This is a genomic window from Streptomyces sp. NPDC058662, from assembly GCF_042716255.1.
Lineage (GTDB): Bacteria > Actinomycetota > Actinomycetes > Streptomycetales > Streptomycetaceae > Streptomyces.
In genome coordinates, this window is the sequence record NZ_JBHXRU010000041.1 from 28,698 (window position 1) to 53,260 (window position 24,563).

21 protein-coding genes are annotated in these 24,563 nt (G+C 73.7%); 7 read left to right on the forward strand and 14 right to left on the reverse strand.

Features of this window, described 5'->3' with window-relative positions; translation table 11 throughout:
* Positions 1-110 precede the first annotated feature (110 nt).
* Both ACFWUQ_RS16900 and ACFWUQ_RS16905 read left to right on the forward strand, forming a co-directional pair.
* A complete protein-coding gene (locus tag ACFWUQ_RS16900; RefSeq protein ID WP_384538485.1) occupies positions 111-1,850 on the forward strand; it encodes an amidohydrolase family protein in 1,740 nt (579 codons plus the stop codon).
* Positions 1,847-3,322, forward strand: coding sequence for an aldehyde dehydrogenase family protein (locus ACFWUQ_RS16905; protein WP_384538487.1), 1,476 nt, complete (start codon positions 1,847-1,849; stop codon positions 3,320-3,322). The genes ACFWUQ_RS16900 and ACFWUQ_RS16905 overlap by 4 nt, the downstream gene beginning before the upstream one ends.
* A 110-nt stretch (positions 3,323-3,432) precedes the next feature.
* Here the strand turns inward: ACFWUQ_RS16905 and ACFWUQ_RS16910 are convergent, their stop codons facing one another.
* The gene (locus tag ACFWUQ_RS16910; RefSeq protein WP_384538489.1) at positions 3,433-4,521 is read right to left on the reverse strand and encodes a DNA alkylation repair protein; all 1,089 of its coding nucleotides are present in this window, start codon (positions 4,519-4,521) and stop codon (positions 3,433-3,435) included.
* Between the two features lie 314 nt (positions 4,522-4,835).
* On the opposite strand from ACFWUQ_RS16910, the gene ACFWUQ_RS16915 reads away from it, so the two are divergent.
* Both ACFWUQ_RS16915 and ACFWUQ_RS16920 read left to right on the forward strand, forming a co-directional pair.
* The gene (locus ACFWUQ_RS16915) at positions 4,836-6,395 is read left to right on the forward strand and encodes an APC family permease (RefSeq protein WP_384538490.1); all 1,560 of its coding nucleotides are present in this window, start codon (positions 4,836-4,838) and stop codon (positions 6,393-6,395) included.
* A 182-nt stretch (positions 6,396-6,577) separates the two neighbouring features.
* Complete coding sequence (locus ACFWUQ_RS16920) at positions 6,578-6,868, forward strand: hypothetical protein (protein ID WP_384538492.1); 291 nt, start codon at positions 6,578-6,580, stop codon at positions 6,866-6,868.
* A 68-nt stretch (positions 6,869-6,936) separates the two neighbouring features.
* Here the strand turns inward: ACFWUQ_RS16920 and ACFWUQ_RS16925 are convergent, their stop codons facing one another.
* Entirely contained in the window at positions 6,937-9,342 is a 2,406-nt protein-coding gene (locus tag ACFWUQ_RS16925) for a tetratricopeptide repeat protein (protein WP_384538494.1), read from the reverse strand.
* A 158-nt stretch (positions 9,343-9,500) separates the two neighbouring features.
* Positions 9,501-9,932, reverse strand: a complete 432-nt coding sequence (locus ACFWUQ_RS16930; protein ID WP_384538496.1) for a hypothetical protein — start codon at positions 9,930-9,932, stop codon at positions 9,501-9,503.
* 152 nt (positions 9,933-10,084) lie between these two features.
* Here ACFWUQ_RS16930 and ACFWUQ_RS16935 point away from each other — a divergent pair, with 152 nt between their 5' ends.
* Positions 10,085-11,677, forward strand: a complete 1,593-nt coding sequence (locus ACFWUQ_RS16935) for a DUF4246 domain-containing protein (RefSeq protein WP_384538517.1) — start codon at positions 10,085-10,087, stop codon at positions 11,675-11,677.
* 4 nt (positions 11,678-11,681) lie between these two features.
* On the opposite strand, the gene ACFWUQ_RS16940 is transcribed toward ACFWUQ_RS16935, so the two are convergent.
* From ACFWUQ_RS16940 to ACFWUQ_RS16950, 3 genes are read right to left on the reverse strand one after another with little or no spacing between them, the layout of a single operon-like run.
* Positions 11,682-12,092, reverse strand: coding sequence for a VOC family protein (locus ACFWUQ_RS16940; protein ID WP_384538497.1), 411 nt, complete (start codon positions 12,090-12,092; stop codon positions 11,682-11,684).
* Positions 12,089-12,340, reverse strand: coding sequence for a DUF397 domain-containing protein (locus tag ACFWUQ_RS16945; RefSeq protein ID WP_384538499.1), 252 nt, complete (start codon positions 12,338-12,340; stop codon positions 12,089-12,091). Before ACFWUQ_RS16945 ends, ACFWUQ_RS16940 begins: the two co-directional genes overlap by 4 nt.
* Positions 12,337-13,173 carry a Scr1 family TA system antitoxin-like transcriptional regulator gene (locus ACFWUQ_RS16950; RefSeq protein ID WP_384538500.1) on the reverse strand — a complete coding sequence of 279 codons (837 nt, stop codon included), beginning with the start codon at positions 13,171-13,173 and terminating at the stop codon, positions 12,337-12,339. The genes ACFWUQ_RS16945 and ACFWUQ_RS16950 overlap by 4 nt, the downstream gene beginning before the upstream one ends.
* 129 nt (positions 13,174-13,302) lie before the next feature.
* Between ACFWUQ_RS16950 and ACFWUQ_RS16955 the strand changes: the two genes are divergently transcribed.
* On the forward strand, positions 13,303-13,743 hold the full coding sequence (locus ACFWUQ_RS16955) for an ATP-binding protein (protein ID WP_384538501.1): 441 nt from the start codon (positions 13,303-13,305) through the stop codon (positions 13,741-13,743).
* Positions 13,744-13,757: 14 nt separating this feature from the next.
* Here the strand turns inward: ACFWUQ_RS16955 and ACFWUQ_RS16960 are convergent, their stop codons facing one another.
* The 6 genes from ACFWUQ_RS16960 to ACFWUQ_RS16985 form a co-directional block, all read right to left on the reverse strand.
* Entirely contained in the window at positions 13,758-14,306 is a 549-nt protein-coding gene (locus ACFWUQ_RS16960; RefSeq protein WP_384538503.1) for a hypothetical protein, read from the reverse strand.
* Between the two features lie 97 nt (positions 14,307-14,403).
* Entirely contained in the window at positions 14,404-15,264 is an 861-nt protein-coding gene (locus ACFWUQ_RS16965; protein WP_384538505.1) for a TIGR03619 family F420-dependent LLM class oxidoreductase, read from the reverse strand.
* Positions 15,265-15,418: 154 nt separating this feature from the next.
* Entirely contained in the window at positions 15,419-16,531 is a 1,113-nt protein-coding gene (locus ACFWUQ_RS16970; RefSeq protein WP_384538519.1) for an ADP-ribosylglycohydrolase family protein, read from the reverse strand.
* Between the two features lie 540 nt (positions 16,532-17,071).
* Positions 17,072-19,669 (reverse strand): bifunctional FO biosynthesis protein CofGH, encoded by a 2,598-nt coding sequence (locus ACFWUQ_RS16975; RefSeq protein ID WP_384538506.1) that lies wholly within the window; start codon positions 19,667-19,669, stop codon positions 17,072-17,074.
* Positions 19,670-19,709: 40 nt separating this feature from the next.
* A complete protein-coding gene (locus ACFWUQ_RS16980; RefSeq protein WP_384538508.1) occupies positions 19,710-20,492 on the reverse strand; it encodes an SDR family oxidoreductase in 783 nt (260 codons plus the stop codon).
* 185 nt (positions 20,493-20,677) lie between these two features.
* Positions 20,678-21,913 carry a PLP-dependent aminotransferase family protein gene (locus ACFWUQ_RS16985; protein ID WP_384538521.1) on the reverse strand — a complete coding sequence of 412 codons (1,236 nt, stop codon included), beginning with the start codon at positions 21,911-21,913 and terminating at the stop codon, positions 20,678-20,680.
* A gap of 152 nt (positions 21,914-22,065) precedes the next feature.
* Between ACFWUQ_RS16985 and ACFWUQ_RS16990 the strand changes: the two genes are divergently transcribed.
* Positions 22,066-22,917, forward strand: a complete 852-nt coding sequence (locus tag ACFWUQ_RS16990) for a hypothetical protein (protein WP_384538509.1) — start codon at positions 22,066-22,068, stop codon at positions 22,915-22,917.
* Positions 22,918-23,115: 198 nt separating this feature from the next.
* On the opposite strand, the gene ACFWUQ_RS16995 is transcribed toward ACFWUQ_RS16990, so the two are convergent.
* On the reverse strand, positions 23,116-23,328 hold the full coding sequence (locus ACFWUQ_RS16995) for a DUF397 domain-containing protein (protein WP_384538511.1): 213 nt from the start codon (positions 23,326-23,328) through the stop codon (positions 23,116-23,118).
* A gap of 211 nt (positions 23,329-23,539) precedes the next feature.
* Positions 23,540-24,424 carry a helix-turn-helix domain-containing protein gene (locus ACFWUQ_RS17000; protein WP_384538513.1) on the reverse strand — a complete coding sequence of 295 codons (885 nt, stop codon included), beginning with the start codon at positions 24,422-24,424 and terminating at the stop codon, positions 23,540-23,542.
* Positions 24,425-24,563: the final 139 nt, after the last annotated feature.

Genomic DNA, 24,563 nt, shown 5'->3' on the forward strand with positions numbered 1-24,563 from the left:
CACGCCCGACGCAGTCGCCCCGCGGCCTGCCCGCACCCCCACCCCGCCCGACGCAGTCGTACCGCCCGGCCCGACGCGAGTCGACCGGGCAGGAGGGAAACGGAACCGCCATGCTCGACCACCTCATTCGCGGAGCGACCGTCGTGGACGGCACGGGCGCCCCCGCGTACACCGCCGACGTCGGCCTCCGCGACGGCCGGATCGCCGTCGTCGCCCCGCCCGGTACCGTCACCGAGGCGGCCCGTACCGGCGAGGACGCCGCCGGCCTCGTCCTGGCCCCCGGGTTCATCGACCCCCACACGCACTACGACGCCCAGCTCTTCTGGGACCCGTACGCCACCCCCTCCATGAACCACGGCGTCACCACCGTCGCCGGCGGCAACTGCGGCTTCACCCTGGCCCCCCTCCATCCGGACCGCCCCGAGGACGCCGACTACACGCGCCGCATGATGAGCAAGGTCGAGGGCATGGCCCTCAAGGCCCTGGAGGACGGCGTCGACTGGACCTGGTCCACGTTCGGCGAGTACCTCGACGCCCTCGACGGCCGCATCGCCGTCAACGCCGGCTTCATGGTCGGCCACTGCGCCCTGCGCCGCCACGTCATGGGCGAGGACGCCGTCGGCGGGCAGCCCACCCCCGAGCAGCTCCAGCGGATGGTCGGCCTCCTCCACGACGCCATGGACGCCGGCGCCTGGGGCCTGTCCACCACCCGGTCCTCCACCCACTCCGACGGCGCCGGCGCCCCCGTCGCCTCCCGCCACGCCGACCCCGCCGAACTCCTCGCCCTGTGCCGCGCCGTCGCCGAGCACGAGGGCACGCAGCTGGAAGCGATCGTCGCGGGCTGCCTCGACCAGTTCTCGGACGAGGAGATCGACCTCCTCGTCGACATGAGCGCGGCCGCGGGCCGGCCCCTCAACTGGAACGTCCTGACCATCGACGCCTCCGTCCCCGAACGCGTCCCGCGCCAGCTCGTCCCGAGCGAGCGCGCCCGCCGGGCCGGCGGGCGGATCGTGGCGCTGACCATGCCGATCCTCACCCCCATGAACATGTCCCTGGGGACCTTCTGCGCGCTCAACCTGATCCCCGGCTGGGGCGATGTCCTGGGCCTCCCCGTCCCGGAGCGGATCGCCAGGCTCCGCGACGCGGACGTCCGCGCCGAGATGCTGCGCCGCGCCGACAGCAAGGAGGCCGGCGTCTTCCGCCGCCTCGCGAACTTCGGGCGGTACGTCATCGGCGACACGTACAGCAAGGAGAACGAGGGCCTCTCCGGCCGCGTCGTGAACGACATCGCCGCCGAACGCGGCCAGGACCCCTTCCACTGCCTGGTGGAGATCTGCGCCAACGACGACCTGCGTACGGTGCTCTGGCCCATGCCCACCGACAACGACCCGGCCAGCTGGGCGCTGCGCCAGGAGACCTGGCAGCACGAGGACGTGATGCTGGGCGGCTCGGACGCGGGCGCGCACCTGGACCGGATGTGCGGGGCCCCGTACACGACGCGGTTCCTCGGCGACTGCCTGCGCGGACGCAAGCTGGTGCCGCTGGAGCAGGCCGTACGGATGCTCACCGACGACCCGGCCCGGCTGTTCGGGCTGCGCGGGCGCGGCCGGATCACCGAGGGCTTCCACGCGGACCTGGTGCTCTTCGACCCGCGGCGGATCGACGCGGGCCCGGCGACGCTGGTCCACGACCTGCCCGGCGACAGCCCGCGGCTGGACGCGCGGGCCGTCGGCATCGTCTCCGTGCGGGTCAACGGCGTGGAGACGATCCGCGACGACGAGGTGACGGGCGCCGTGCCGGGCATCGTGCTCCGGTCCGGCCGGGACACGAGGACGGTGAGTACGCGATGAGGGACGCGCGGAGCCCCCAGCGGCTCTTCATCGGCGGCGAGTGGGTGGAGCCCGCGGGCGGGCACTACGAGGTCGTCGACCCGGCGGACGAGTCGGTGGTCGGGGTGGCGCCCGAGGCCTCGCGCGGCCAGGTCGAGGACGCGGCACGCGCCGCCGCCGAGGCGTTCGGGAGCTGGTCCCGTACGCCGCCCGAGGCGCGGGCGGCAATCCTGGACCGGGCCGCCGACATCATCCAGCGGGAGTACGAGCCGTGGTCCGCGCTGGCGCGCGCGGAGACGGGCGCTCCGACGGGGATCGCGCGCGGGATGCAGGTGGGGGTCGGGGCGGCCCGCTTCCGGCGGTACGCGAAGGGCGCCCTGGAACCGGTCGAGCGCGGTCTGCCGCCGCAGGTCACCGAAGCCGGCCCGATGGGGCGGGCGAGCGTGCTGGGCGCGCTGGAGGTGCGCCAGCCGGTGGGCGTCGTCACCTGCATCACCTCGTACAACAACCCGTGGGCCAATGCGGCGGGCAAGGTCGCCCCGGCCCTGGCCATGGGTAATACGGTGGTGGTCAAGCCCGCCCCGCAGGACCCGCTGTCGGTGTTCCGGATGGCGGAGGCGCTCGCGGAGGCGGGGGCGCCGGCGGGGGTGGTGAACGTCGTCGGCGGGCGGTCGGTGGAGGTCGGCGAGGCCGCCGTGGACTCCCCGTACGTGGACATGGTGTCCTTCACCGGTTCCACGGGCGTCGGGCAGCGCATCGCGGAGGTCTGCGGCCGGACGATGAAGCGCCAGCTCATGGAGCTGGGCGGCAAGGGCGCCGCGATCGTCCTGGAGGACGCCGACCTGGATGCGGCGGTGACGGGCATCGGGACGACCTTCTCCTTCTACTCCGGCCAGATCTGCACCGCCCCCACCCGGGTGATCGCGCACCGGGCCGTCTACGACCGGCTGATCGAGAAGCTGACGGGCTACCTGGCCTTCATGCGGGTCGGCGATCCGGCCGCCGCGGGGACCGTGGTCGGCCCGGTGATCTCGGCGGCGCACCGGGACCGGGTGGAGGCGTACATCGAGCTGGGCCGCAAGGAGGGCGCGCGGATCGCCCACGGCGGCGAGCGCCCGGTGGTCGGCGGCGGCCGGGGCTTCTACGTGGCGCCCACGCTGCTGGTCGACTGCACGAACGACATGCGGGTGGTGCGCGAGGAGATCTTCGGCCCGGTCGTCGTGGTGGTCCCCTTCGACGGGGACGAGGACGAGGCGGTGGCCCTCGCCAACGACAGCGACTACGGGCTGATCAGCTACGTGTGGTCGGGGGACGCGGCGCGCGCTTTCCGCGTGGCGCGGCGGCTGCGGGCGGGCGGGGTGGGGGTCAACACCGTCGGCCGGAACATGGAGGCCCCGTTCGGCGGCTTCAAGCGGTCCGGCGTCGGCCGGGACGTGGGCTCGTACGCCCTGCACGCGTACAGCGAGACGCAGTCGATCGTCTGGACCGGCTGAGCCGGGGCCCCGCCGGCGCCCGCGGCCCGGCGGGGCGGTGACGCGGGCCGCGGCAGGCGCGGCAGTGACGGCGCCCGCCGCGGCCCGCCCGCGGCGGGCCGCCGGGCGGCTCACCCCGCGTCCAGCACGAAGGCGGCCTCCCCGCGGACGCGGCCGTTGACCTGGAGCTGCACCAGGTGCTCGCCGGAGTGGTAGCGGCGGGTGGTGATCGGCTTGAAGGAGTGCCGCTTGGTGCCGCTGAGGGTGGCGCCCGGGGCGAGGGCGCGGGTGGCGAGCTTGAAGACCTTGGGGGTGCGGGCGCCGTTCGCCTTCGTGTGGTGCACGACGTAGTCGACCACCAGCTCCGCCGGGAGCGCGCCGGTGTTGGTGACGGCGTAGTCGAAGACGAGGTACTCGCCGACGGCGACCCGGGAGGTCGTGACGACGGGCCCCCGCACAGCGACCGGTACGTCCGGGGAGTGGCCGAGCAGGGTCAGCGCGTCGGGGCGGCCGGCTTTGACCAGGGTGCGCAGGCCGTGCCGTACGACGCGGTCCGTGGTCGCGGCGGGGGCGGCCAGCCAGCGGGCCGCGGTCTCGACCGCGAGGGCGGGATGGTCGCGGCTGATGTCGTTGAGGTGGTTGGCGACGGAGCGGCGGACGTACGCGGACTCGTCCGCGTGGAGGGCGTCCAGCACCGGCAGGGCCGGGCGCGGGTCGGCGACGAAGGCGGGCAGGCGCGGGGCCCACGGCAGCCGGGGCCGGGTGCCCTCGCTGGCGAGGCGGCGCACGTGCGGGTCCGGGTCGGCCGTCCACTGCCGTACGACGGCCAGGGCGCGGGCCGGGTCGGCGCGCAGGAAGGGGCGGACGGCGGATTCCGCGGTCAGCCGGGGCGTGAGGTCGTGCAGCAGGGCCAGAGCGGGCTCGAACACCTCCAGCCCGCGGACGGCGACGGCCTCGTCGACGGGGAAGGTCATCCAGCCGGTGAAGGCGGGGTCGGCGAGGGCGGTGCGCACGACGGCCTCGAATCCGGGCCAGTCGGCGGGGAGGTCGGCGAGCACGGCGTCGCGGACGGCGGCGACGCGGCCGCTGTACGTCAGTCCGTCGAGAGCGCCGGCGCGGGCCAGCAGGGCCGGTGCGGAGCGGCGGCCGCCCGCGCGGGCGAGCAGCCGGGCGAGAGTGGTGACGGTGTCCGCGCTGAGGAGCTCATCGGCCGTGGGCATGGGATCAGTCTCGCGGACGCGCGGCGGCGCGCGGTCCCGGGCGGCCACCCGCGGCGGTGGGACTGCCGTTACCACCGGTCACCGCAAAGTCACGAGGGAAACTTTGGAACCACGCAAAACGGACATGGCTGCGGTTTCCGTATGGTGAAAGCCCGAGCGCCGCGCCTGCTGATTCATGGACGGGCATCGAGATGAACCTTGTATTGCGGGCTCATGAACGGGATCAATCTCGGAATTCCAAGGCGTTCCCGGGCTCCCGGTTCCGGACCGAAATCCTCCAGATGTGGAAAACGCAGCGTCTAACGTCCTGACCCATGACTCAGCTGGACGTTCGGCCTCAGGCCGGAGACACGGTAAGCGGCGTCGCCGAGGGCGATGTTCGCGGCAAGGGCCTCAACAAGGGCTCCGTCGGCCTCATGGGAAGCGCCGTCATCGGCATCTCCACCGTCGCCCCCGTCTACTGCCTCACCTCGACCCTCGGCTCCACCGCCGGCGAGGTCGGGATGCAGATGCCGGCCATCTTCCTCGCCGGCTTCCTGCCGATGCTCCTGGTGGCCTTCGCCTACCGCGAGCTCAACAAGGCCATGCCGGACTGCGGCACCTCCTTCACCTGGACCGTCAAGGCCTTCGGCCCGCGGATCGGCTGGATGTGCGGCTGGGGCCTGGTGATCGCGACGATCATCGTGCTCTCCAACCTGGCCGGCGTCGCCACCTCCTACTTCTGGCTCCTGGCCGGCGAGATCACGGGCAACCCGTCGATCGCGGCCCTGGACGACAACAAGCTCGTCCACATCGGCACCTGCCTCACCCTCATCGCCGTCGCCACGGCGATCAGCTACCGCGGCATGACCGCCACCAAGGGCGTCCAGTACGCGCTGGTCGGCCTCCAGCTCGTCGTCCTCGCGGTCTTCGTCGCCATGGCCTTCCAGAAGGCCTCCGCCGGCGCCTTCGACACCGGCCTGGACTTCTCCTGGTCCTGGATGAACCCCTTCGCGGTCGAGTCCATGGCGGCCTTCACCGCCGGACTCTCGCTCTCGATCTTCATGTACTGGGGCTGGGACGCCTGCCTGGCCACCAACGAGGAGACCACCGGCTCCACCAAGACCCCCGGCCGCGCCTCGCTCGTCGCGATGGTCGTCCTGGTCGGCTCCTACCTGGCCACCGGCGTCGCCGCCCAGATGGCCGTCGGCTCCGGCGGCGAAGGCCTCGGCTTGGCCAACGAGGAGACCTCGGACAACGTCTTCGCCGCCCTCGCCGGCCCGGTCATGGGCCCCGCACTCGGCATCCTGCTCTTCGTCGCCGTGCTGGCCTCGGCCGCCGCGTCCCTGCAGACCACCTTCATCCCGGTGGCCCGCACGGTCCTCGCCATGTCGACGTACGAGGCCCTGCCGCCCGCCTACGCCAAGGTCCACCCCCGGTTCAAGACCCCGGGCCGCGCCACGGTCATGGCAGGCGTCGCCACCGGCGTCTTCTACACGGTCATGACCCTGGTCAGCGAGAACGTCCTCACCGACACGATCTTCGCGCTCGGTCTGATGATCTGCTTCTACTACTCGCTGACCGCCTTCGCCTGCGCCTGGTACTTCCGCTCCGAACTGCGCCGCTCCACCCGCGACCTGTTCTTCAAGGGCGTCTTCCCGGTGCTGGGCGGCCTGCTGCTCGCCACGGTCTTCTGCAAGACCCTCATCGACATGTGGGACCCGGCCTACGGCTCCGGCTCCACCGTCCTCGGCGTCGGCAGCGTCTTCATCATCGGCGTCGGCCTGCTCGCCCTCGGCCTGGTCATCATGCTCGTCACCGCACGCCGCAGCCCGGCCTTCTTCCGCGGCGAGGTCCTGACGAAGTCCACCCCGGCCCTGGTCGTCGAGGACTGACCCCCGCCCTTCCCGCCCCCGCTGTGTCATCCCGCGGCCCCGGATCGATCCCCCGATCCGGGGCCGCCGGCATGTGTGGACGGCGGCGGTCAGGCCCGGCCGATCCGCCCCGGGGCCGATCCGGGGCCGATCCGGGGCGGGCGGGGGGTGACCAGGGGAGCGGGCGGATCGTTGGGCGGGGCATGAATGCCATGAAGCGCACCCTGTCCGCCCTGGTCCTCACCGGCGGCGCCGCCCTCGCACTCACCCCCGCCGTCGCGCACGCCGACGAGCCCGCCGCCCAGGCGCCCCCCGTCGCCCAGCGCGTCACCGAGATCGTCGACCACCCGGGTCAGGCCGTCCAGGACACCAGGACGGCGCTCGCCGTCACGGCCGCCGCCGCCGGGTCCGCGACGAAGTCCACCAACGCCTCCCTCGGCAGTGCGGGCGGCGCCCTCGACGCCGGCCTCCCCAAGCCCCCGCAGGTCCGCTGACCCCTGCGGCGCGGTGCACCGGGGCGGACGGGCGGCACCCGGCCCCGTACGCCCCGGCGCGCCGCGCCTCACCCCTCCGCGGGCCGCGACAGCCGGTCGGCCTCGTCGTGGCGGCCGAGGTTGCGGTAGACGGCGACGAGGTTCCCGCGTGCGAGACGGGTATCGGGGTGGTCGTCGCCCAGGAGCCGTACGTAGCCCTCCAGGGCCCGCTCGATGAGGCGCAGGGCGTCGTGGTGCCGGCCGAGGTTGCTGTGGGCGCCGGCGAGGTTGTTGCGTGCCAGGAGGGTCTCCGGGTGGTCGTCGCCCAGAAGGCGCTCCCGGGCGGCCAGGACCCGCTGCGTCAGGTCGAGGGCTTCCTGGTGCCGGCCGAGGTGGCCGTAGGAGGTGGCGAGGTTGTGGCGCGCGCGGTGGGTGTCCGGGTGGTCGTCGCCGAGGAGCCGTTCGCGTGCGGCGAGGACCTCCTCCAGCAGATGGAGGGCCTCGCTGTACTGCCCGAGGTCGTTGTACGTGGCGGCGAGGTTGTTGCGCGCGGTGTGGGTGTGCGGGTGGTCCGCCCCGAGCAGGCGGTCGTAGTCCGCCACCACCCGCCGCATGAGGTGCAGGGCCTCGTCGTCGCGGCCGAGGTCGCTGTAGGTCCCGGCGAGGTGGCTGCGTACGAGGTTCGTGTCGGGGTGGTCGTCACCGAGGAGCCGGACCCGGTTGTCCAGCACCTGCTCATGCAGGTGGAGCGCCTCCTGGTAGCGGCCGAGCGCGCCGTACGCGGCGGCGAGGTTGGCGCGGACGAGGTCGATGTCGCTGTGGTCGGCGCCCAGCAGGTCCTCCGCCTTGGTGAGCAGCTCCTCCCAGTGGGTGAGAGCGGCGTGGGGGAGCCCGTCGGCCAGCAAGCTCTTGCCCGCCTGGAACAGCAGGGAATGGGCCTCGCCGTCCCAGAGGTGCCCGCCGGCGTGGTGGGCGACCGTGTCGGCGTTGGCGCGCAGGACGGCGTTGAGGTCGGCGCGGGTGCCGTCGACGGGCGGCCAGATGTCGAGCAGCGCCTCCGCGGCGGTCTGCGCGAGGACCACCCGGAGGGCTCGCCGGGTGGTCTCCCGGACGGCCCGCGCGGTGAGGGCGTGGACGCGGACCTCGTGGTGGGTGGTGCGCGAGTCGTACGTGAGCAGGGCGTAGCGGTGCAGGACCAGCAGGGTGTCGCGGACCTCCTCGGCGCGGACCTCGGCGGCGCGGACCTCCTCGGCGCGGACCTCGGCGGCGCGGGCCGGATCGGCGTCGGCTGTGTCGGCGACCGCCTCCGTGAGGTGGGCCAGGACCGTCTCGCTGTCCCACAGGGCCGCGGGATGGCCGGCCGGGTCGAGGAGCGCTGCCAGTTCCAGGACCGGCCGCGCCAGCCCGCGGGGTGACGCCGCCTCGGCCGCGGTGAGGGACAGCAGCAGGGTCGCGGTGATCGGGCGGCCGTAGTTCTCCGTGTCCGCCCACGCCGGCAGCAGCTCGGCGAGCCGGCGCTCGCGCAGCAGGTCCAGGTACGCGCCGCAACCGAGCTGCTGGTCGAGGACGTACGCCGCCGCGTGGCCGACCGCGAGCGGCAGGTGCCCCAGCTCCGCGGCCAGTCGGCCCTGGCTGCCGTCCAGGAGGTGGCCGGCCCCGTCGGCGGCCAGCCGGTGTTCGAGGTACGCCACGGCCTCGGCGGCGGTGTACACGTCCACGTCCACCCGGCGGCGCCCCTGCCCGGTCAGCCGGCCGTCCTTCAGCCGGGTCGTCGCCAGCACCCACCCGTTTCCCGGCCGCGCCGGAGGCCACCAGGGCGCCACGGCGGCGGGGTCGGTGACGTCGTCGAGGACCACGAGCCACCTGCGCCCGGTGGTGGCGAGCCAGTCCAGCAGCGCCCGGGCGTCCTGCTCGGGGTCGTCCCCCAGGGCGCCGGGGGCGCGGACCAGGCGGGCGGTCCGGGCGTAGAGGGTGGTGAGCTGCTGGATGTCGGCCGCGGGGACCCACAGGATCAGGTCGACCCCGGTGAGGACGGCCTCATGGGCGTAGGCGGCGGCGAGTTGGGACTTCCCCACACCGCCGGCCCCTGACAGCACCTGCGCCAGTACCGCGTCCTCGCCCGCCGCCCGCGCCCCGTCGACCGCCGCCCGCAGCGCGGGGCGCTGCTGGAACGAGGACGCGAGCAGCGGCGGGGCCCCCACCCGCAGCGGCCAGGTGACCTCCGGTCCGGGCAGGGTGAAGTGCTGGGTGGTCATGTACGTGGTGACGCTGCTGTGCGGGCCGAGAGCACTCCCGCTGATGTCGCGGCCGGCGGCCACCGCGTGCGCGCCCGCCGCCACGGACGCTCGCGCGGGCCCCGTCCCCGCCCCGGGCAGGGCGGGCGTCCCCGGGCCGCGTTCCGGCCGCGTCTCCTCCCGGGGGCGCCGCTCCGCGACGGATCCGGCCCCGGCCTCGGGCCCGCCTCCGGCCTCGGGCCCGCCTCCGACGCCGGGCACGCCTCCGGCCCCGGCCTCGGTTCCGGTCCCGGTCGAGGCCGCCGTCGAGGCCCCGGCGTTGGTCCCGGACCCCGGCGAGGCCCCTGACCCGGCCCCTGGTTCCGTGGCGGGCTCGGCCGCGGCGGGCAACCACCGGGGCCGACGGGGGCGCCACCGCGTCACCGGACCTCGCTGCCGTCGCCGAGGGCGCTGCCGGCGATGTCGCCGCCCGCGGCGACGCCGCCCGGCTCGGCGCGCACGTCCGCGGCCGGGCCCGAGCCCGGAGCGGGAGCGGCGGCCGGGGGCTGGGCGTGCACGCGGGAGTTCGCGCCGAGGGCGCTGCCGGTGATGCTCCCGCCCGCCGCCACACCGCCCTGCCCGGCCCGCACCACCGGTGGCGCCGGCACGGGCGGCGCGGGCGCTCGTACGAGGGCGATCACCGCGACCGTGAGGCCCGCGGCGGCCAGGACGGCCCCGATCAGGGTCCCGACCTTGTCGGCCGTGTCGAGATCGACCACCAGCACGACCACGACCAGCCCCACCGCGACCAGCCCGGTGACGACGGCGGCCGCCCGCACCGCGATACGGGCTCCGCCCGAAACACCCGCCATGGCAAGCCTCCTTGGGACCACCGACAGCCTTCCCAGGGAAGGCTAGTGCTGTGACCGGAAAGGTTCACCATGTCGCGACGCCCGGCACGGCAACTCGCCGCACTGCGCGGGCCGGATCGCCCGCGGCCACCCTCGGCCCCGTGCCGTGCGGGGTGGTCCCGGGGCCGCCGCGGGGGTGTCAGCGCCCCGGGCTATCCTTCCCGGCACCGCACACCGACCGTGAGGATCCCTCAGCAGTGACCGGCCTGTCCGCCTTCCCGCTTCCCTTCCAGAGCACCCGTTCCCCGGCGTTCACGACGCCCCGGACGTTGCGGGAGCTGCAGATGATGCAGTGCAGTTCGCACCTGCGCGCCAAGCCCGCGTGGTTCGACAAGATGAACGACGCCGACATCGCCGCCCGGTGGACGCAGGAGGCGATGGCGCAGGGCATGACCGAAGCCCAAGTGCGCTACGTCCTCGCCGAACTGGAGCACTACGCCGCCTTGCGGGACGCGCGCACCGGCATCGAAGTCTCCGCGGTCGACGGCGTCTGGCAGTCGGACACCCTCGTCGACGAGCAGCTCAGGACCCGGCTGCGCGAGGCGGTCCGGGTCCTGGAAGAGGTCCCCGAAGCGGCGCGGGACTGGCACCCCGGATCCGACGGCCAGGTGCTGGACCTCGTCCATCCCTCCCTGTTCTGTCTGGTGAGGGAGGCGAGCGGAGGTCCCGAGCAGGCGTGGCAGAACCCGACGACCCACTACGCGAAGTACGAGTTCTCGGAGCGGTTCCAGTGGCTGCCCACGGACGTCGACGTCAGCGAGGACGGAGCCGTCGCCTTCCGCTCGTACGTCAACAACGTCCACCCCGAGGAGCACCGCGCACTGGAGTCCGTCCTGCCGGACCTGTTCGCGCGCCTGCTCCCGCTGTTCGAGAACGTGCTCACCGATCTGCGGCACCCGCGGCCCCTGCGGATCGAGGCCGACCCCTACAGCTGGTACGACTCCGAGCCGGAGTACCCGCACAAGTCGTCCTACCCCGACAACGACGCCTACGTGGAGGCCCGCGACGCCTGGGACGAGGCGTACGAGGAGTGGTTCGAGAACCGCCAGCCGATCGTCCCGGACGCCCCGGAGTTCAGCCCGCCCGCCCTGCCCGACGCCTCCGCGCGCATCGACCTGCGCGGGCGCCGCCTCCAGGTCATCGTCAAGCTGGCCACCGTCCACCTCACCCCGGACCAGCCGGAGTACGCCGGCGGTTCCTGGCACGTCGAGGGCATGCTGAACGAGCGGATCGTCTCGACCGGCATCTACTACTGGGACAGCGAGAACATCACCGAGAGCCGGCTGGGATTCCGCGCCGCCCTCGACGACCCGCGCTACGAACAGAACGACGACACCGGGCTGCGCGAGGTCTACGGTCTCGAAGACGAGGACGCCCTGAACCAGGCGCTGGGCGCGGTACCGACCCCGGGAGGCCGCTGCCTGGCCTTTCCCAACGTCTTCCAGCACCGCGTAGACGCCTTCCGCCTCGCGGACCCGACCCGCCCGGGCCACCGCAAGATCCTCGCCTTCTTCCTCGTCGACCCGACGCAGCGGATCGTCTCGACCTCGGACGTACCGCCGCAGCAGCCCTGGTCCGACACCACGACCATGACGCTGGAGCAGGCCAAGGCGTACCGCGAGGAGCTCATGCAGGAACGGAAGTTCTTCGTCGACGAACACAACGAACAGCTCTACGAACGCGAGTTCTCGCTCTGCGAGCACTGAACCCCTACGGCATGGTCGAGCCCCAGGTGCGGGAGCAGAGCACGAGGCGGTAGCCGTCCGGGTCCTCGACGGTGACGCCCCACTCGTCCCAGTACGGGTTGTGCGCGGCCACCCGCGTCCCGCCGTGCTCGATGAGCCGCCGCACGAGGGCCTCGTCGGGAGCCGCGCCCAGGTAGACCACGAAGAGGTCGTCGACGGTGGGCGCGGGCGTGACGGGGTTGCCGGCATCCCGGGTGAGCTCGAAGTGCCAGCCGCCCCCGGCGGGCCCGACCATCAGCAGGTCGTGCTCGCCGGGCACGCTCTTCGTGCTGCGCCACTGCACTTCGAGGCCGAGCCCGCCGACGTAGAACCGCTCGGCGGCCGCCAGGTCGAGAGAGGGCCGGGCCACCCGGATATGGGTACGTGAATCGATCATGCGGTGGAGCGTACGACCCCCCCGAGGAAGCCCGCCCACACTTCCGGGCTGACGGCCAGCTGAGGGCCGGCCGTCACCTTGGAGTCCCGCACGTGCACGGTGTCGGCGCAGGCGGCGACCTCGACGCAGTTGTCGCCGTCGCCACTGCTGTAGGTGGACTTGTGCCAGGACAGGGCGACCTCCACGCAGCTGTCGCCCTCGCTTCCGCTGTAGCTGCTCTTGTACCACCGCAGTTCGGAGCTGTTCACAGGGAACCTCGCAATCGCATCAACAGGCCCGCGCTGTCCGCCGGGTTGAGGGCCTGGATGCGAAGTTTGGCATACCGCTGGTGGAGGAGGCTGAGGTCTTTCGGGTCGGAGAGTACCCGGCCCGACTGCTGTCCCTCGCTGTACCCCACCCACTCGTGTTCCTCGGTTTCGAGGAGACAGAAGGGACCTCCGAGACCTGCGTGCTCCGGGCTGATCGACGGCATGATCTGCAGGTCCACGTTGGGTGGCCGGGAGCACTCCAGCACATGGTCGATGAGCTGGCTGGTCACCTCTGCGCCGCCGGTCTGCCGCAGGATCACAGCTTCCTCGATGATGAAACTGAAGACCGTGTACGGAGTGCGGGTCAGGAGCTGCTGCCGGGCAAGGCGGGCCGCTATGCGCTCCTCCACATCCTCCGCCGTGGGCGGTGGAAGTACGTCGCCGATGAGGGCCCGCGCGTACGACTCGGGCTGCAACAGTCCCGGGATCGACCGGCACTCGTAGGTGTTGAGGGTGACGGCCACCTCCTCCAGTTCCGCCCACCGGCGGAACCACGTCGCCAGCCCGCGCCGCCGGGACAGCTGCTTCGCCGCGATGCCGATGACGCCGAAGGTGTCCAGCACCGCCTCCGTCTTGGTGATGAACTTCTGCGACGGGTGGCGGCGGCCCTGCTCCACCGAGCCGACGTACTGCACCGAGTAGCCGATCAGCGCGGCCAGCTGCTCCTGCGTCCGGCCCGCCCGTTTCCGCGACGCCTTGACCGTCTCGCCGAAGCTGCGCAGGTTGTCGTCCGGTTCGACCTCGTCGTCACCGCTGTCGTCGGCACTCACCATGGCGGTCACCTCCCCGACAGGAATGTTCACGCACCGTGACTTCCACTGTCCAGGGAATGGACTCGTACAGTTGGTTTGTACGAGTCCGGGTGGTGTTGAACGAGGCAGGCCACGCGGGACGTTGGAGCCATGACCGCACCTTCCGGCCCGGCCCGGACCCTCGTACGCATGTTCACTCAGCGTTTCAGCAGCACCCGCCGCGGGGCCCGCCTCGCCCGGCAGCTCGCCCTCGTGGAGCTGCACGAGTGGGGGATCCCCGAGTCCACCGAGCTCGCCGCCGACGCGGGGCTCCTCGTCGCCGAGCTCGCCGCCAACGCCGTGGCCCACGGGCGCGTCCCGGGCCGGGACTTCGAGCTCCGGATGACCCTGCTGGAGGGTGTCCTGCGCGTGGAGGTGTCCGACGCCCGGCGGGACCGGCGGCCCGCCGTGCAGCCGCACGCCTACCAGGCCGAATCCGGGTACGGCCTGCGCATCGTGGACGCCGTCGCCGCCGACTGGGGGGTCATGGACCGCCTGGTCGGGAAGACGGTCTGGGCGGAGCTCCCCCGCCGGGCACCCCGGCGTACGTAGGCGCGCGGCCCCCGTCAGAGGCGCCGGCGGGGGGCTTCGTCGTCCGGACGGTCGGGACTCGCGAAGTGGAACGGTACGCCCAGGTGGGCGGCCAGAGCCGTACCTGCCCGGGTCGCGACGGCCGCCGACGGGTGGAGCGGGCCCGCGTCGGCGCCGGCCAGGGCGCGTACGGCCGGGTCCCGGTAGACCGCGGCCAGGCAGGTCTCCCCGGCCGGTCCGTCCGATACGGCCAGCAGGTTCACGAACCAGTCGTGGACGGTGTCCCCGTCCCAGACGGCCTCCACCGCCACCACGCGGCCCGCGACGCCGTGGGCGAGGGCGGCGAGCGAGGCCAGGTCGAGCGGGGAGTCCGGCGTACGGGCCACCCGGTCCCCGAAGTGCTCGTAGCGCAGGCGGACGATCCGCTGCGCCGCGATGAGGTCGACGCCCCGGGCGCGGCCGGCCGTCCGCGCCAGCAGGACCGCCTGCAGGTAGCCGTCCTGGAGGACGTATCCGTCGACCTGGTCGCGGATGCCGGCCGGGAGCGCCGCCCACTGGTCCTCGATGTCCGCTCGGTTGGTCATGGCGTCATGATCGGCGGACCGGGGCGGATCGTCGAGGGGATTACGGCGGCCGGGGGCTTGCGGCGCCCGGCGGAGGGCGCCGTGCCTCCGGCGGGCGTCAGAGGTACTGCGCGAAGCCGTCCAGGGTGCGCAGGACCTCCGCCTCGGGTGCCGAGGGGAGTTGGAGGACCACTTCCTCGATCCCGAGGTCGGCGTAGTGGCTCATCTTGCCGGGGTTGGGCTGGACCGCGTACGGGACCACCTGGAGCGCCTTCGGGTCGCGCCCGGCGCTCTCCCAGGCCCGGCGCAGTACCGGGAGCGACTCCGTCAGGCCGCCGCCCCCGATCGGCAGCCAGCCGTCGGCGTGGTCGGCGACGGCGGCGAACAGCTTCGGGCCGGCCTGGCCGCCGACCAGGGTGCGGGGGCCGTGCAGGGGGACGCCGGGGCGGAGCTCGCGCGGGGCCTGGGCGGGCTTCGGGTGGGCGTGGCTGGCGCGCACGGAACCGAACGTGCCCGCGTACGCGGTGGGTTCCGGGGCCCACAGGGCGCGCATCAACGCCATCCGGTCGGCGACCAGTTCGCGGCGCGTACGCCACTCGACGCCGTGGTCGGCGGCCTCCTCGACGTTCCAGCCGTAGCCGACGCCGAGCGTGAGCCGGCCGCCGGAGAGGTGGTCGAGGGTGGCGACCTGCTTCGCGAGGCCGATGGGGTCGTGCTGGGCCACCAGCGTGATACCGGTGCCGAGGTGGAGCCGCTCGGTGACGGCGGCGGCCTGGCCGAGGGCGACGAAGGGGTCGAGGGTGCGCCCGTACATCTCGGGGAGTTCGCCGCCCATGGGGGCCGGGGTGTCGCGGGAGACGGGGATGTGGGTGTGCTCCGGGAGGTACAGGCCGGAGAAGCCGCGCTCCTCCAGGCTCCGGGCGAGACGGACGGGGGAGACGGTGCGGTCGGTGAGGAAGATGGTCGTGGCGATCCGCATGCGGGGGCACCTCCGGTGTGGTGTGGGAGGGCCAAGGTACGGCGTCCCGCCCGAGGCCGGCAGAGGGCCAGGAGCCCGGACCGCGGGCCGGTGGGCGGCGGGGCGGGTCGGGCGTGGGGGCGGCCCCCGCGTGGGGCGGGTGCTGGGCGGGGGGTCAGCCGCGCGGGTAGCGGGCCAGCCAGCCGGGGGTTGAGAAGGACGGGCCGTGCAGGGCGGGGCCCTGGGTCATCTCCAGGGCGAAGTCGTCGGCGAGTTCCAGCAGCGTGGCGCGGCCTTCGAGGCCGGCGAGCCAGCCGGCGGGGAGGGCGGTCTCGCCGTGGAGGGCGCCGAGCAGGGCACCGCACAGGGCGCCGGTGGCGGCGGAGTCGCCGCCGTGGTTGACGGCGAGGCGCAGCCCGCTCGGGACGTCCTCGGCGACCAGTGCGCAGTAGACGGCGACGGCGAGGGCGTCCGCCGCGTCGCCCGGGCGGTCCGACAGCAGCGCCTCGACGGCCTCGGGGCCCGGCGGAGCCTGGGTGACGGCGGCCAGGGCGCGCTGCAGGGCGTCGGTGACGGGCTGCCGGCCCGGGCGGGACCCCAGCAGGCCGAGCGCGCGCTGGACGGCCGAGTCGAGGGAGTCGCCGCGGGTCAGCCCGTGCACGATGACGGCGAGCGCCCCGGCCGAGAGGTACGCGGTGGGGTGGCCGTGGCTCTGCGTGGCGCACTCCACGGAGAGCTGGAGGACGAGGGAGGGCTCCCAGCCGACCAGCAGCCCGAAGGGGGCCGAGCGGACGGCGGCGCCCGCGTCGTGGGCGGCCGGGTTCTTGGGGTGGTCGAGGGTGCCGAGTACGTCGTCGGCGAAGCCGGTCAGGCTGGCGCGGTCCGGGGCGCGGCGGGCGTACAGCCACTCCTCCTGCGCGAGCCAGCCGTTGTCCTCGCGGCGCTCGTCGGGGCCCCAGTCGCTCTGGGTGGCGGCCCAGCGGAGGTACGCGCGGTGGATGTCGGTCGGCGGGTGCCAGTTGCCGGTGTCCCGGCGCACGTGGGCCCGTATCAGCCCGTCCACGGTGAAGAGGGCGAGCTGGGTGGCGGCGGTGACCGCGCCGCGCCGGCCGTGGGACGGCGCGGGCTCGGTCAGCCCGGCAGAGCCGTGGGCCTCGCGGACGCCGCCGAGGGAGAGGCCGGCGAGCGGTGCGCCGAGGGCGTCGCCGATGGCGGAGCCGAGGAGCGTGCCGCGCACCCGGCTGCGGAAGTCCTGCTGCTCGACGCGGCCCCACAGCGCGGTGGCCACGGCGGCGGCCCGCAGACCGTGCCCGTCGGTGCGGGCGCGGCCCCTGCCGGGCGCGGGTGCGGGTGCGGGCGCGGGCACCGGAGCGCCCGGTACGGGACCCGCCGCGACCGGAGCGCCCGGGACCGGAGCGCCCGGCACCGGACCCGCCGCTACCGGAGCGGCCGGGCCCACCGGCACCGCGGCGGCGTGGCCGTGGCCCCCCAGGGGGGCCGTGGTCGTGGTCGTTCCGTCCGCCGTGCCCTGAAAGGCGACCGCTTCCGCACTGGTTGTCGCGTCCACCGCGCTCACCGTCCCCTGGCCCGTGCCTGCCACCGCCCCCGCGACGGCACTGGCGCGACTGTAGTGGACAGCTTCGGTCGAACTCGGAACGAGTCCGTCAAGCGGTCCGTAAGAGGGCGCAGAACGGCCGGAATCCGAATACTTCCAGCCGCACCCCTGGCTCATGACACATGTTGCCACGCGCCGTACGGGGCGCCGGTTTCAGCCACACCTCACGCATCCCGCGCTCGCGCCCACCGCCCCGATGTGTCCGGCCCGAGGCTACGGCGTGTCCAGGACGGGGAGGAGGGCCGGGAGGTGGCCGTCCGAGGCGTGGGCCGCGGCCTGGCGTTCGGCGGGGACCTCGCCGTAGAGCGTCGTACGGGCCCTCGCCGGGCGGCCCGCGGCCTCGGCCACCGCGATCAGGTCCCGGACCGACTTGTAGGAGCCGTAACCGGAGCCCGCCATGCGGGAGATGGTCTCCTCCATCAGGGTCCCGCCCAGGTCGTTCGCCCCGGAGCGGAGCATCTCTGCCGCACCCTCCGCGCCCAGCTTCACCCAGCTCGTCTGGATGTTGGTGATGTGCGGGTGCAGCAGCAGCCGTGCCATCGCCGTCACCGCCCGGTTGTCCCGGACCGTCGGGCCCGGCCGGGCGATGCCCGCCAGGTAGACCGGCGCGTTCGTGTGGATGAACGGCAGCGTGACGAACTCCGTGAACCCCGCCACACCGTTCGCCAGGGCCTTCTCCTGGATCCCGGTCAGCGTACGGAAGTGGCCGAGCCAGTGCCGGGGCTGGTCCACGTGCCCGTACATCATCGTCGACGAGGACCGGATCCCCAGCTGGTGCGCGGTGGTCACGACATCGATCCAGTCCGCCGTCGGCAGCTTGCCCTTGGTGAGGACCCAGCGCACCTCGTCGTCCAGGATCTCCGCGGCCGTGCCCGGGATGGAGTCCAGCCCGGCCTCCCGGGCCGCCGTCAGCCAGTCCCGTACCGGCATCCCCGTACGGGTCGCGCCGTTGACGACCTCCATCGGGGAGAAGGCGTGCACGTGCATGCCCGGGACCCGTTCCTTCACCGCGCGCGCGATGTCGAAGTACGCCGTCCCGGGCAGGTCCGGGTGGATGCCGCCCTGCATGCACACCTCGACCGCGCCGACGTCCCACGCCTGCGCGGCGCGGTCGGCGACCTGCTCCAGGGAGAGCGTGTACGCGTCGGCGTCCGTGCGCCGCTGCGCGAAGGCGCAGAAGCGGCAGCCGGTGTAGCAGACATTCGTGAAGTTGATGTTCCGCGTGACGATGTACGTGACCTCGTCGCCCACGACCGACCTGCGCAGGTCGTCCGCGATCCGGCAGAGCGCGTCCAGGGCCGGACCGTCCGCGTGCAGCAGGGCCAGGGCCTGCGCGTCCGTGAGCTTCGTCGGGTCGTCGGCGGCCCGCGCGAGCGCGCCGCGCACGTCCGTGTCGATGCGCTCCGCGCGCATCCCGGGCGCCGCGGCCTCCCGCAGGGCCTCCCAGTCGCCGTAGACGTGGTCGAAGTCCTCGCGGCGGTCGCCCGTACGGCCCTCGGTGTCGACGGCGGTGTGCAGGTCGGTGCGCCCGTAGGCGGCGAAGCCCTCGTCGGGCTCCTGCCACGGCCGGCCCCGCACCGGCGCGCCCTCGTCCGCGAGACCGGTGTCCGCGTCGGCCAGCGCCCGGACGTGCGGCAGCAGCCGGGGGTCCAGCCACGGTTCGCCGCGCTGCAGGAACTCCGGGTATACGGTGAGCCGTTCGCGCAGCTCGAAGCCGGCGGCGGCGGTGCGCTCGGCGAGCTCCTCGATGTGCGGCCAGGGCCGCTCGGGGTTCACGTGGTCGGGGGTGAGCGGCGAGACGCCGCCCCAGTCGTCGATGCCCGCGCCGATGAGCAGGGCGTACTCGGCGTCCACCAGGTTCGGCGGTGCCTGTATCCGGGCGCTGGGGCCCAGGATGTGGCGGGCCACGGCGATGGCGGCGGCCAGCTCCTCCAGTTCCGCGTCCGGCATCCCGCGCATGGCGGTGTCCGGCTTGGCGCGGAAGTTCTGGACGATGACCTCCTGGATGCCGTGGTAGCTGCGCTGGACGCGGCGGAGCTCGAAGAAGGCGTCCGCGCGCTCCTCGTACGTCTCGCCGATGCCGATGAGCACGCCCGTGGTGAAGGGCACGTTGGAGCGGCCCGCGTCCTCCAGCACCCGCAGCCGCACGGCCGGCTCCTTGTCGGGCGAGCCGTGGTGGGGGCCGCCGGGCTCGGACCACAGGCGGGTGGCGGTGGTCTCCAGCATCATGCCCATGCTCGGCGCGACGGGCTTCAGGCGCTGGAGGTCGGACCAGGACATCACCCCGGGATTGAGGTGCGGCAGCAGGCCGGTCTCCTCCAGGACCCGGATCGCCATGGCGCGCACATAGGCGAGGGTGTCGTCGTAGCCGTGCGCGTCGAGCCACTCGCGGGCCTCGGGCCACCGGTCCTCGGGGCGGTCGCCGAGGGTGAACAGGGCTTCCTTGCAGCCCATGGCCGCGCCCCGGCGGGCGATGTCGAGGACCTCGTCGGGGGACAGGTACAGGCCGTGGCCGGCGCGGCGGAGCTTGCCCGGGACGGTCACGAAGGTGCAGTAGTGGCACCGGTCGCGGCACAGCCGGGTCAGGGGGATGAAGACCTTGCGCGAGTACGTGATGACGCCGGGCCGCCCGGCGGCGGCGAGGCCCGCGTCCCGTACGCGCGCCGCGGAGGCCGCGAGGTCCTGGAGGGCCCCGCCGCGCGCCTGGAGCAGGACGGCCGCCTCGGTCGCGTCGAGCGCGACACCGTCGCGGGCCCGCCGGAGCGCGCGGCGCATCGCGTTTTCGGTCGGGGCGTCACTCGGAGTGGTCATGGGCCGAGCATACGATCCGCGTCCGCGGGGGCGGCGCGGGTCACCGCATCAGCTCACCGGCGTTGACCAGCAGCGACTGGCCGGTTATCGCCCTTGCCCGGTCGGAGGCGAGGAAGACGGCGGCGTCGGCGACGTCCCCGTCGGTGGCGAGGTCGGGGAGGGCCATGCGCTCGGTGAGGCGGGCGTGCACCTCGGCCTCGGGCACGCCCTCGGTGTGGGCGGTGAACGTGACGAACGCCTGGACGGGCGGCCCCCACATCCAACCGGGCAGGACGGTGTTGACCCGGATCCGGTGCGGGCCGAGCTCGCGGGCCAGGGAGTACATGGCCGAGGTCAGGGCGCCCTTGGACGCGGCGTAGGCGGCCTGCTGGACCTCGTTGGGGGCCGCGACCGCGGACTGGGTGCCGATGATGACGACGGAGCCGCCGGCACGTTTGAGCGCGGGCAGGCAGGCCCGTGTCATCCGCAGGGTGCCGAGCAGGTTCACGTCGAGGATCTGCTGCCAGGTGCCGAAGTCGGCATCGGCGAGACCGCCGAAGTACGAGTCCCAGGCGGCGACGTGCACGACCGCGTCCAGGCCCCCGAACCGCTCCCGCGCGAGCGCGGCCAGGGCCTCGCACTGAACCTCGTCGGTGATGTCGGTGGGGAGGTGCGCGGTGTGCGCGCCCCCGGGGTCGATCTCGGCCGCGCATTTCGCGAGGTTCGCCTCGGTCCGGGCCCCGAGCACGGCGTTCCCCCCGTCCCGCACGACGGCGGCGGCCACCTGGTGCCCCAGCCCCGCCCCGACACCGGAGACGAGGACGGTCTTCCCTTGCAGCAGCATCGCGGGACCTCCGGGGCAGTGGTGCGGGCTCGGGCGGGCCGACCGGCACCGACCTGAACTGACGGTGCGTCAGGGTAGGGGAGCGCGGCGGGCTTGGGAAGGGGAACGGGGCGGGCTCGGGGAGGGGAGCGCGGCGGGCTCGGGAAGGGCCGGCCCCGTGCCCGCCCGGCGTGAGCGGGAGGGCGTCAGAGCGCTGCCCCCGCCGCCAGGGCCTTCGCCAGGCGCGTCGCGCCCTCGGTGATCTCCGCGGGGGTGTGGGTGGTGAAGGAGAGGCGCAGGGCGCGGGGGTCCGGGGCGGTCGCGAAGAAGGGCGCCCCGGGGACGAAGGCCACGCCGTGCGCGACCGCGGACCGGAGCAGGACCGTCGCGTCGTGGCCCTCGGGGAGTCGGGCCCAGAGGAACATCCCGCCCTCCGGCAGGTTCCACTCGCAGCCCGCCGGGAGGGCCCGGCCCAGGGCCGCGTGGAGGGCGTCGCGGCGCGCACGGTAGGCCGTGCGGACGGTGGCGATGTGGGCGTCCAGGTCCACGGTGCGCAGGTAGTGCGCGGCGGCCAGCTGGTCCACCGTGGAGGTGTGCAGGTCGGCCGCCTGCTTCGCGACGACCGCCGCCCGCCGCAGCGCCGCGGGCGCCCGCAGCCAGCCCAGCCGCAGCCCCGGCGCCATGACCTTGGAGAAGCTGCCGAGCAGGGCCGTACGGTCCTCCGCCCCCGGATGGGCGGCGAGCCACGGCAGGTCGCGGCCCTCGTAGCGCAGTTCCCCGTACGGGTCGTCCTCCACCAGCCACAGTCCCAGCCGCGCGGCGGTCGCCGCCACCGCCGCCCGGCGTCCGGTGGGCAGGGTGCGGCCCGTGGGGTTCTGGAAGGTGGGGACGGTGTAGAGCAGCTTGGGGCGCTCCCGCGCGACGAGCTCGGCCAGTGCCTCGGGGATGATGCCCCGCGCGTCGCAGGGCGCGGGCACCACCCGCGCTCCGGCGAGCCGGAAGCACTGGAGGGCCGCCAGGTAGGTCGGGTTCTCGACGAGGACGACGTCCCCCGGTTCGACCAGCGTGCTGGTGATGAGCGTCAGGGCCTGCTGGGAGCCCGAGGTGATGACGATGTCGTCCGCGTCCGTCGCCAGCCCGCGCGCCGTGGCCCGCGCCGCGACCGCCGCCCGCAGTTCCGGGGCGCCCTCGGTGGTGGAGTACTGGAGGGCGCGCCGCGCCGAGGTCGCGAAGGCGGCGTCGTACGCGGCCCGCAGGCCCTCGGAGTCGAAGAGCTCGGGGGCGGGGAGCCCGCCGGCGAAGGAGATGATCCCGGGGCGTTCGGTGAGCGCGAGGATCTCGCGGACGGGGGACCCCTCGACGGAGGTGGCGCGCGAGGCGAACGGGGGCGGGGGCGCCGCGGAGCCGGCTCGCCTGTCGGGTGCCGTGCTGTCGGGGGCCATGCCGGCGGGCTCGGCGGGAAGGGGCACAAGGACTCCTCGGGTGGTGGGTGCGCGCAGCGTAGCCGCGAAAGGTGTAGCCGGCATGTATGTATCGCATGCTGAACCCGGCCGCGGGACTCCCCATCTGACGTGGCATCAGCTAGACCGGTCCCATGACGACAGGAGAGCAGCACCCCGACACCCGCGTCGACGACTACGCCGAACTGGCGGCCGTCGGACCCTACGGGGTCCGCCCCGGCCACGCCCTGATCACGATGGTGGAACCGCACCCGGGCCACGAGTTCGCGTACAACCGCTGGTACGAGGACGACCACTACTACGCCGGCGCGATGGCCATGCCCTGGATGTACGCGGGCCGCCGCTGGGTGGCCACCCGGGAGCTGCAGGAGCTGCGCTACCCCGAGAAGTCGGCGGTCGCCCAGCCCGTGACCGCCGGGTGCTACCTGTCCACGTACTGGGTCACCGAGGGCCGGTACGACGAGCACATGAAGTGGACCGTCGGCATCAACAAGCGGCTGAACCGCGACGGACGCGTCTACCAGGACCGCACCCACGTCTTCACGTCGTTCCAGGACCACGCGGCCACCGTCTACCGCGACGGCGCCGCCGGCCCGCGCGACCACCACGCGCTGGACCACCCCTACGCCGGGCTGGTCCTCCAGGTCATCGACGCCGACGGCCCCGAGCAGCGCGCCGAGCTGCTGGAGTGGTTGCGCTCACGAGCGCTGCCGAAGCGGCTGCACCAATCCGCGGCGGCGATGGTGACGGTCTTCCGGCCGACCCCGCTGCCCGGCGACCGGATGGCGTACGTGAAGCAGGTCGAGGGCGTCGACACGCGGCTCACGCTGCTGTGGTTCCTGGAGGCCGACCCCCGCCGGTGCTGGGACCGCTTCCAGGGGCTGGACGCGGAGGTGGCCGGAGCGGGGCTGGGCCGGGTGGAGCTGGTGGCGCCGTTCCTCCCCACGGTGGTGGGGACGGACCGCTACGTGGACCAGCTGCGGTAGCCGCCGGGCGGCGGCCAGGCGCGCCGTGCGGGCTGCCGCCTCGCGCTCACCGAGTCACCGGCGCGTGCGGTCCCGGACACGGCCGAGCCCCCTCGGCCAGGACGGCGGCCGGTCGAGGGGGGCTCCAGTCAGTGCTGCGCGCGGTGTTCGGAGGTGCTGGCCGTACAGAGGGGACAGGGAGGGCATGTACCGGGAAGCTCAGGCGAGACGCCCCAGCCGACCTTCGGTGACATCGGCGACGAACGAGGTCCAGGAGCCCGGCGCGAAGGTGAGGGACGGGCCGTCCTGCACCTTCGAGTCACGGACCGCGATGGCTTCCACGGCGGGGGACTTGACCTCGACGCAGGCGCCGTTCCCGCCGGAGTAGGAGGACTTGATCCAGTTCTCGGTGCCGCCCTGACGAATAGCCATGTTGTTCTCCGGTTCAGCGAGTAGTGCCGGTGGGGGCGTCGGCCGGAATTCGGTCTTCCCCGGCTGACTCGATCGACGCTACCGGCACCGCCCGACGGGTGAAGAGGTCATTCACCCGACCGAGTGGCATATTCCATGCAACCCTTCTGCGCTCGGGGACTGACGGTGTACGGTGCTGCGCCGCCCCGCCACCTGCCCGTTTTCCCCGCCGCTACCCGCCCTTGCCCGCGTAGCTCTCGATGATCTCGGCGATGAACTGCCGGGTCTGCTCGACGTTGAGGGCCTGGGCGCGCAGGTGCTCGTACATGACGCTGTACTTCTGCACGTCGTTGGCCTTCTCCAGGTACAGGTCGCTCGTCACGCCCTCGATGTAGACGACGGTCGAGTCGGAGGCGTCCGGGAATTCCAGAATGGCGTACTGGCCGTTCATGCCGGGGTGCGCGCCCATCGCGAAGGGCATCACCTGCACGGTGATGTAGGGCTGTTCGGACTGCTCTATCAGGTACTCCAGCTGCCGGATCATCAGCTGTGCGTCCCCCACGTGCCGGCGCAGGGCCGCCTCGTCGATCACCGCCCACAGGCGCAGCGGGCCCACGTCGGGATTGTTGTTCTCGGTCTCCGAGAGCCGCTTCTGCCGGTGCATGCGGACCTGGACGCGCTTCTCCACGTCCAGGGGCGCGGTCTCGGGCAGCGCGCCGCGGATGAGGGCCTGGGCGTACTCGGGCGTCTGGAGCAGGCCCGGCACCATCTGGGGCTCGTAGGTGCGCAGGCTGGCGGCGTCCGTCTCCAGGCCGATGTAGACGCTGTACGGGATGTCGCCGAAGGCGTGCCACCAGCCCTGCTGGCGGGAGTCCTTGGCCATCTGCATGAGGGAGTCGACGAGTCGGCGGTCCTCGACCTCGTACACGTCGCACAGGTCGCGGACGTCGCGCTGGCTGATGGAACGGCGGCCGTTCTCCAGCCGGCTGATCTTCGACTGGGAGACGAGGAGGCGCTCGGCGACCTGCTCGGCCGTCATGCCCTTGTCCTCGCGGAGCTTGCGCAGCTCCATCCCCAGTCGGCGGCGTCGGACGGTGGGATTGACATTGGACGCCACGTGAACGGCACCTCCGCCTTCTTCTGTCGCTTCTCGCTGCGTGTCTGATGTTGAGCAGACTGCCACCGAAGCGGGCGGCGCCGCTGGGGAACGGCCGGGAAAACAGACGCGCGGGGTGACGGGACCGGCGAACCGGCCC

Excerpts from the sequence above, each read along its gene's own strand:
- ACFWUQ_RS16915 (WP_384538490.1), top strand. The coding sequence starts at position 4,836 with ATGACTCAGCTGGACGTTCGGCCTCAGGCCGGAGACACGGTAAGCGGC.
- ACFWUQ_RS16930 (WP_384538496.1), bottom strand. The coding sequence starts at position 9,932 with ATGGCGGGTGTTTCGGGCGGAGCCCGTATCGCGGTGCGGGCGGCCGCC.
- ACFWUQ_RS16975 (WP_384538506.1), bottom strand. The coding sequence starts at position 19,669 with ATGACCACTCCGAGTGACGCCCCGACCGAAAACGCGATGCGCCGCGCG.
- ACFWUQ_RS16965 (WP_384538505.1), bottom strand. The coding sequence starts at position 15,264 with ATGCGGATCGCCACGACCATCTTCCTCACCGACCGCACCGTCTCCCCC.
- ACFWUQ_RS16980 (WP_384538508.1), bottom strand. The coding sequence starts at position 20,492 with ATGCTGCTGCAAGGGAAGACCGTCCTCGTCTCCGGTGTCGGGGCGGGG.
- ACFWUQ_RS16990 (WP_384538509.1), top strand. The coding sequence starts at position 22,066 with ATGACGACAGGAGAGCAGCACCCCGACACCCGCGTCGACGACTACGCC.
- ACFWUQ_RS16955 (WP_384538501.1), top strand. The coding sequence starts at position 13,303 with ATGACCGCACCTTCCGGCCCGGCCCGGACCCTCGTACGCATGTTCACT.
- ACFWUQ_RS16995 (WP_384538511.1), bottom strand. The coding sequence starts at position 23,328 with ATGGCTATTCGTCAGGGCGGCACCGAGAACTGGATCAAGTCCTCCTAC.
- ACFWUQ_RS16910 (WP_384538489.1), bottom strand. The coding sequence starts at position 4,521 with ATGCCCACGGCCGATGAGCTCCTCAGCGCGGACACCGTCACCACTCTC.
- ACFWUQ_RS16985 (WP_384538521.1), bottom strand. The coding sequence starts at position 21,913 with ATGGCCCCCGACAGCACGGCACCCGACAGGCGAGCCGGCTCCGCGGCG.
- ACFWUQ_RS16950 (WP_384538500.1), bottom strand. The coding sequence starts at position 13,173 with ATGGTGAGTGCCGACGACAGCGGTGACGACGAGGTCGAACCGGACGAC.
- ACFWUQ_RS16905 (WP_384538487.1), top strand. The coding sequence starts at position 1,847 with ATGAGGGACGCGCGGAGCCCCCAGCGGCTCTTCATCGGCGGCGAGTGG.
- ACFWUQ_RS16900 (WP_384538485.1), top strand. The coding sequence starts at position 111 with ATGCTCGACCACCTCATTCGCGGAGCGACCGTCGTGGACGGCACGGGC.
- ACFWUQ_RS16940 (WP_384538497.1), bottom strand. The coding sequence starts at position 12,092 with ATGATCGATTCACGTACCCATATCCGGGTGGCCCGGCCCTCTCTCGAC.
- ACFWUQ_RS16920 (WP_384538492.1), top strand. The coding sequence starts at position 6,578 with ATGAATGCCATGAAGCGCACCCTGTCCGCCCTGGTCCTCACCGGCGGC.
- ACFWUQ_RS16960 (WP_384538503.1), bottom strand. The coding sequence starts at position 14,306 with ATGACCAACCGAGCGGACATCGAGGACCAGTGGGCGGCGCTCCCGGCC.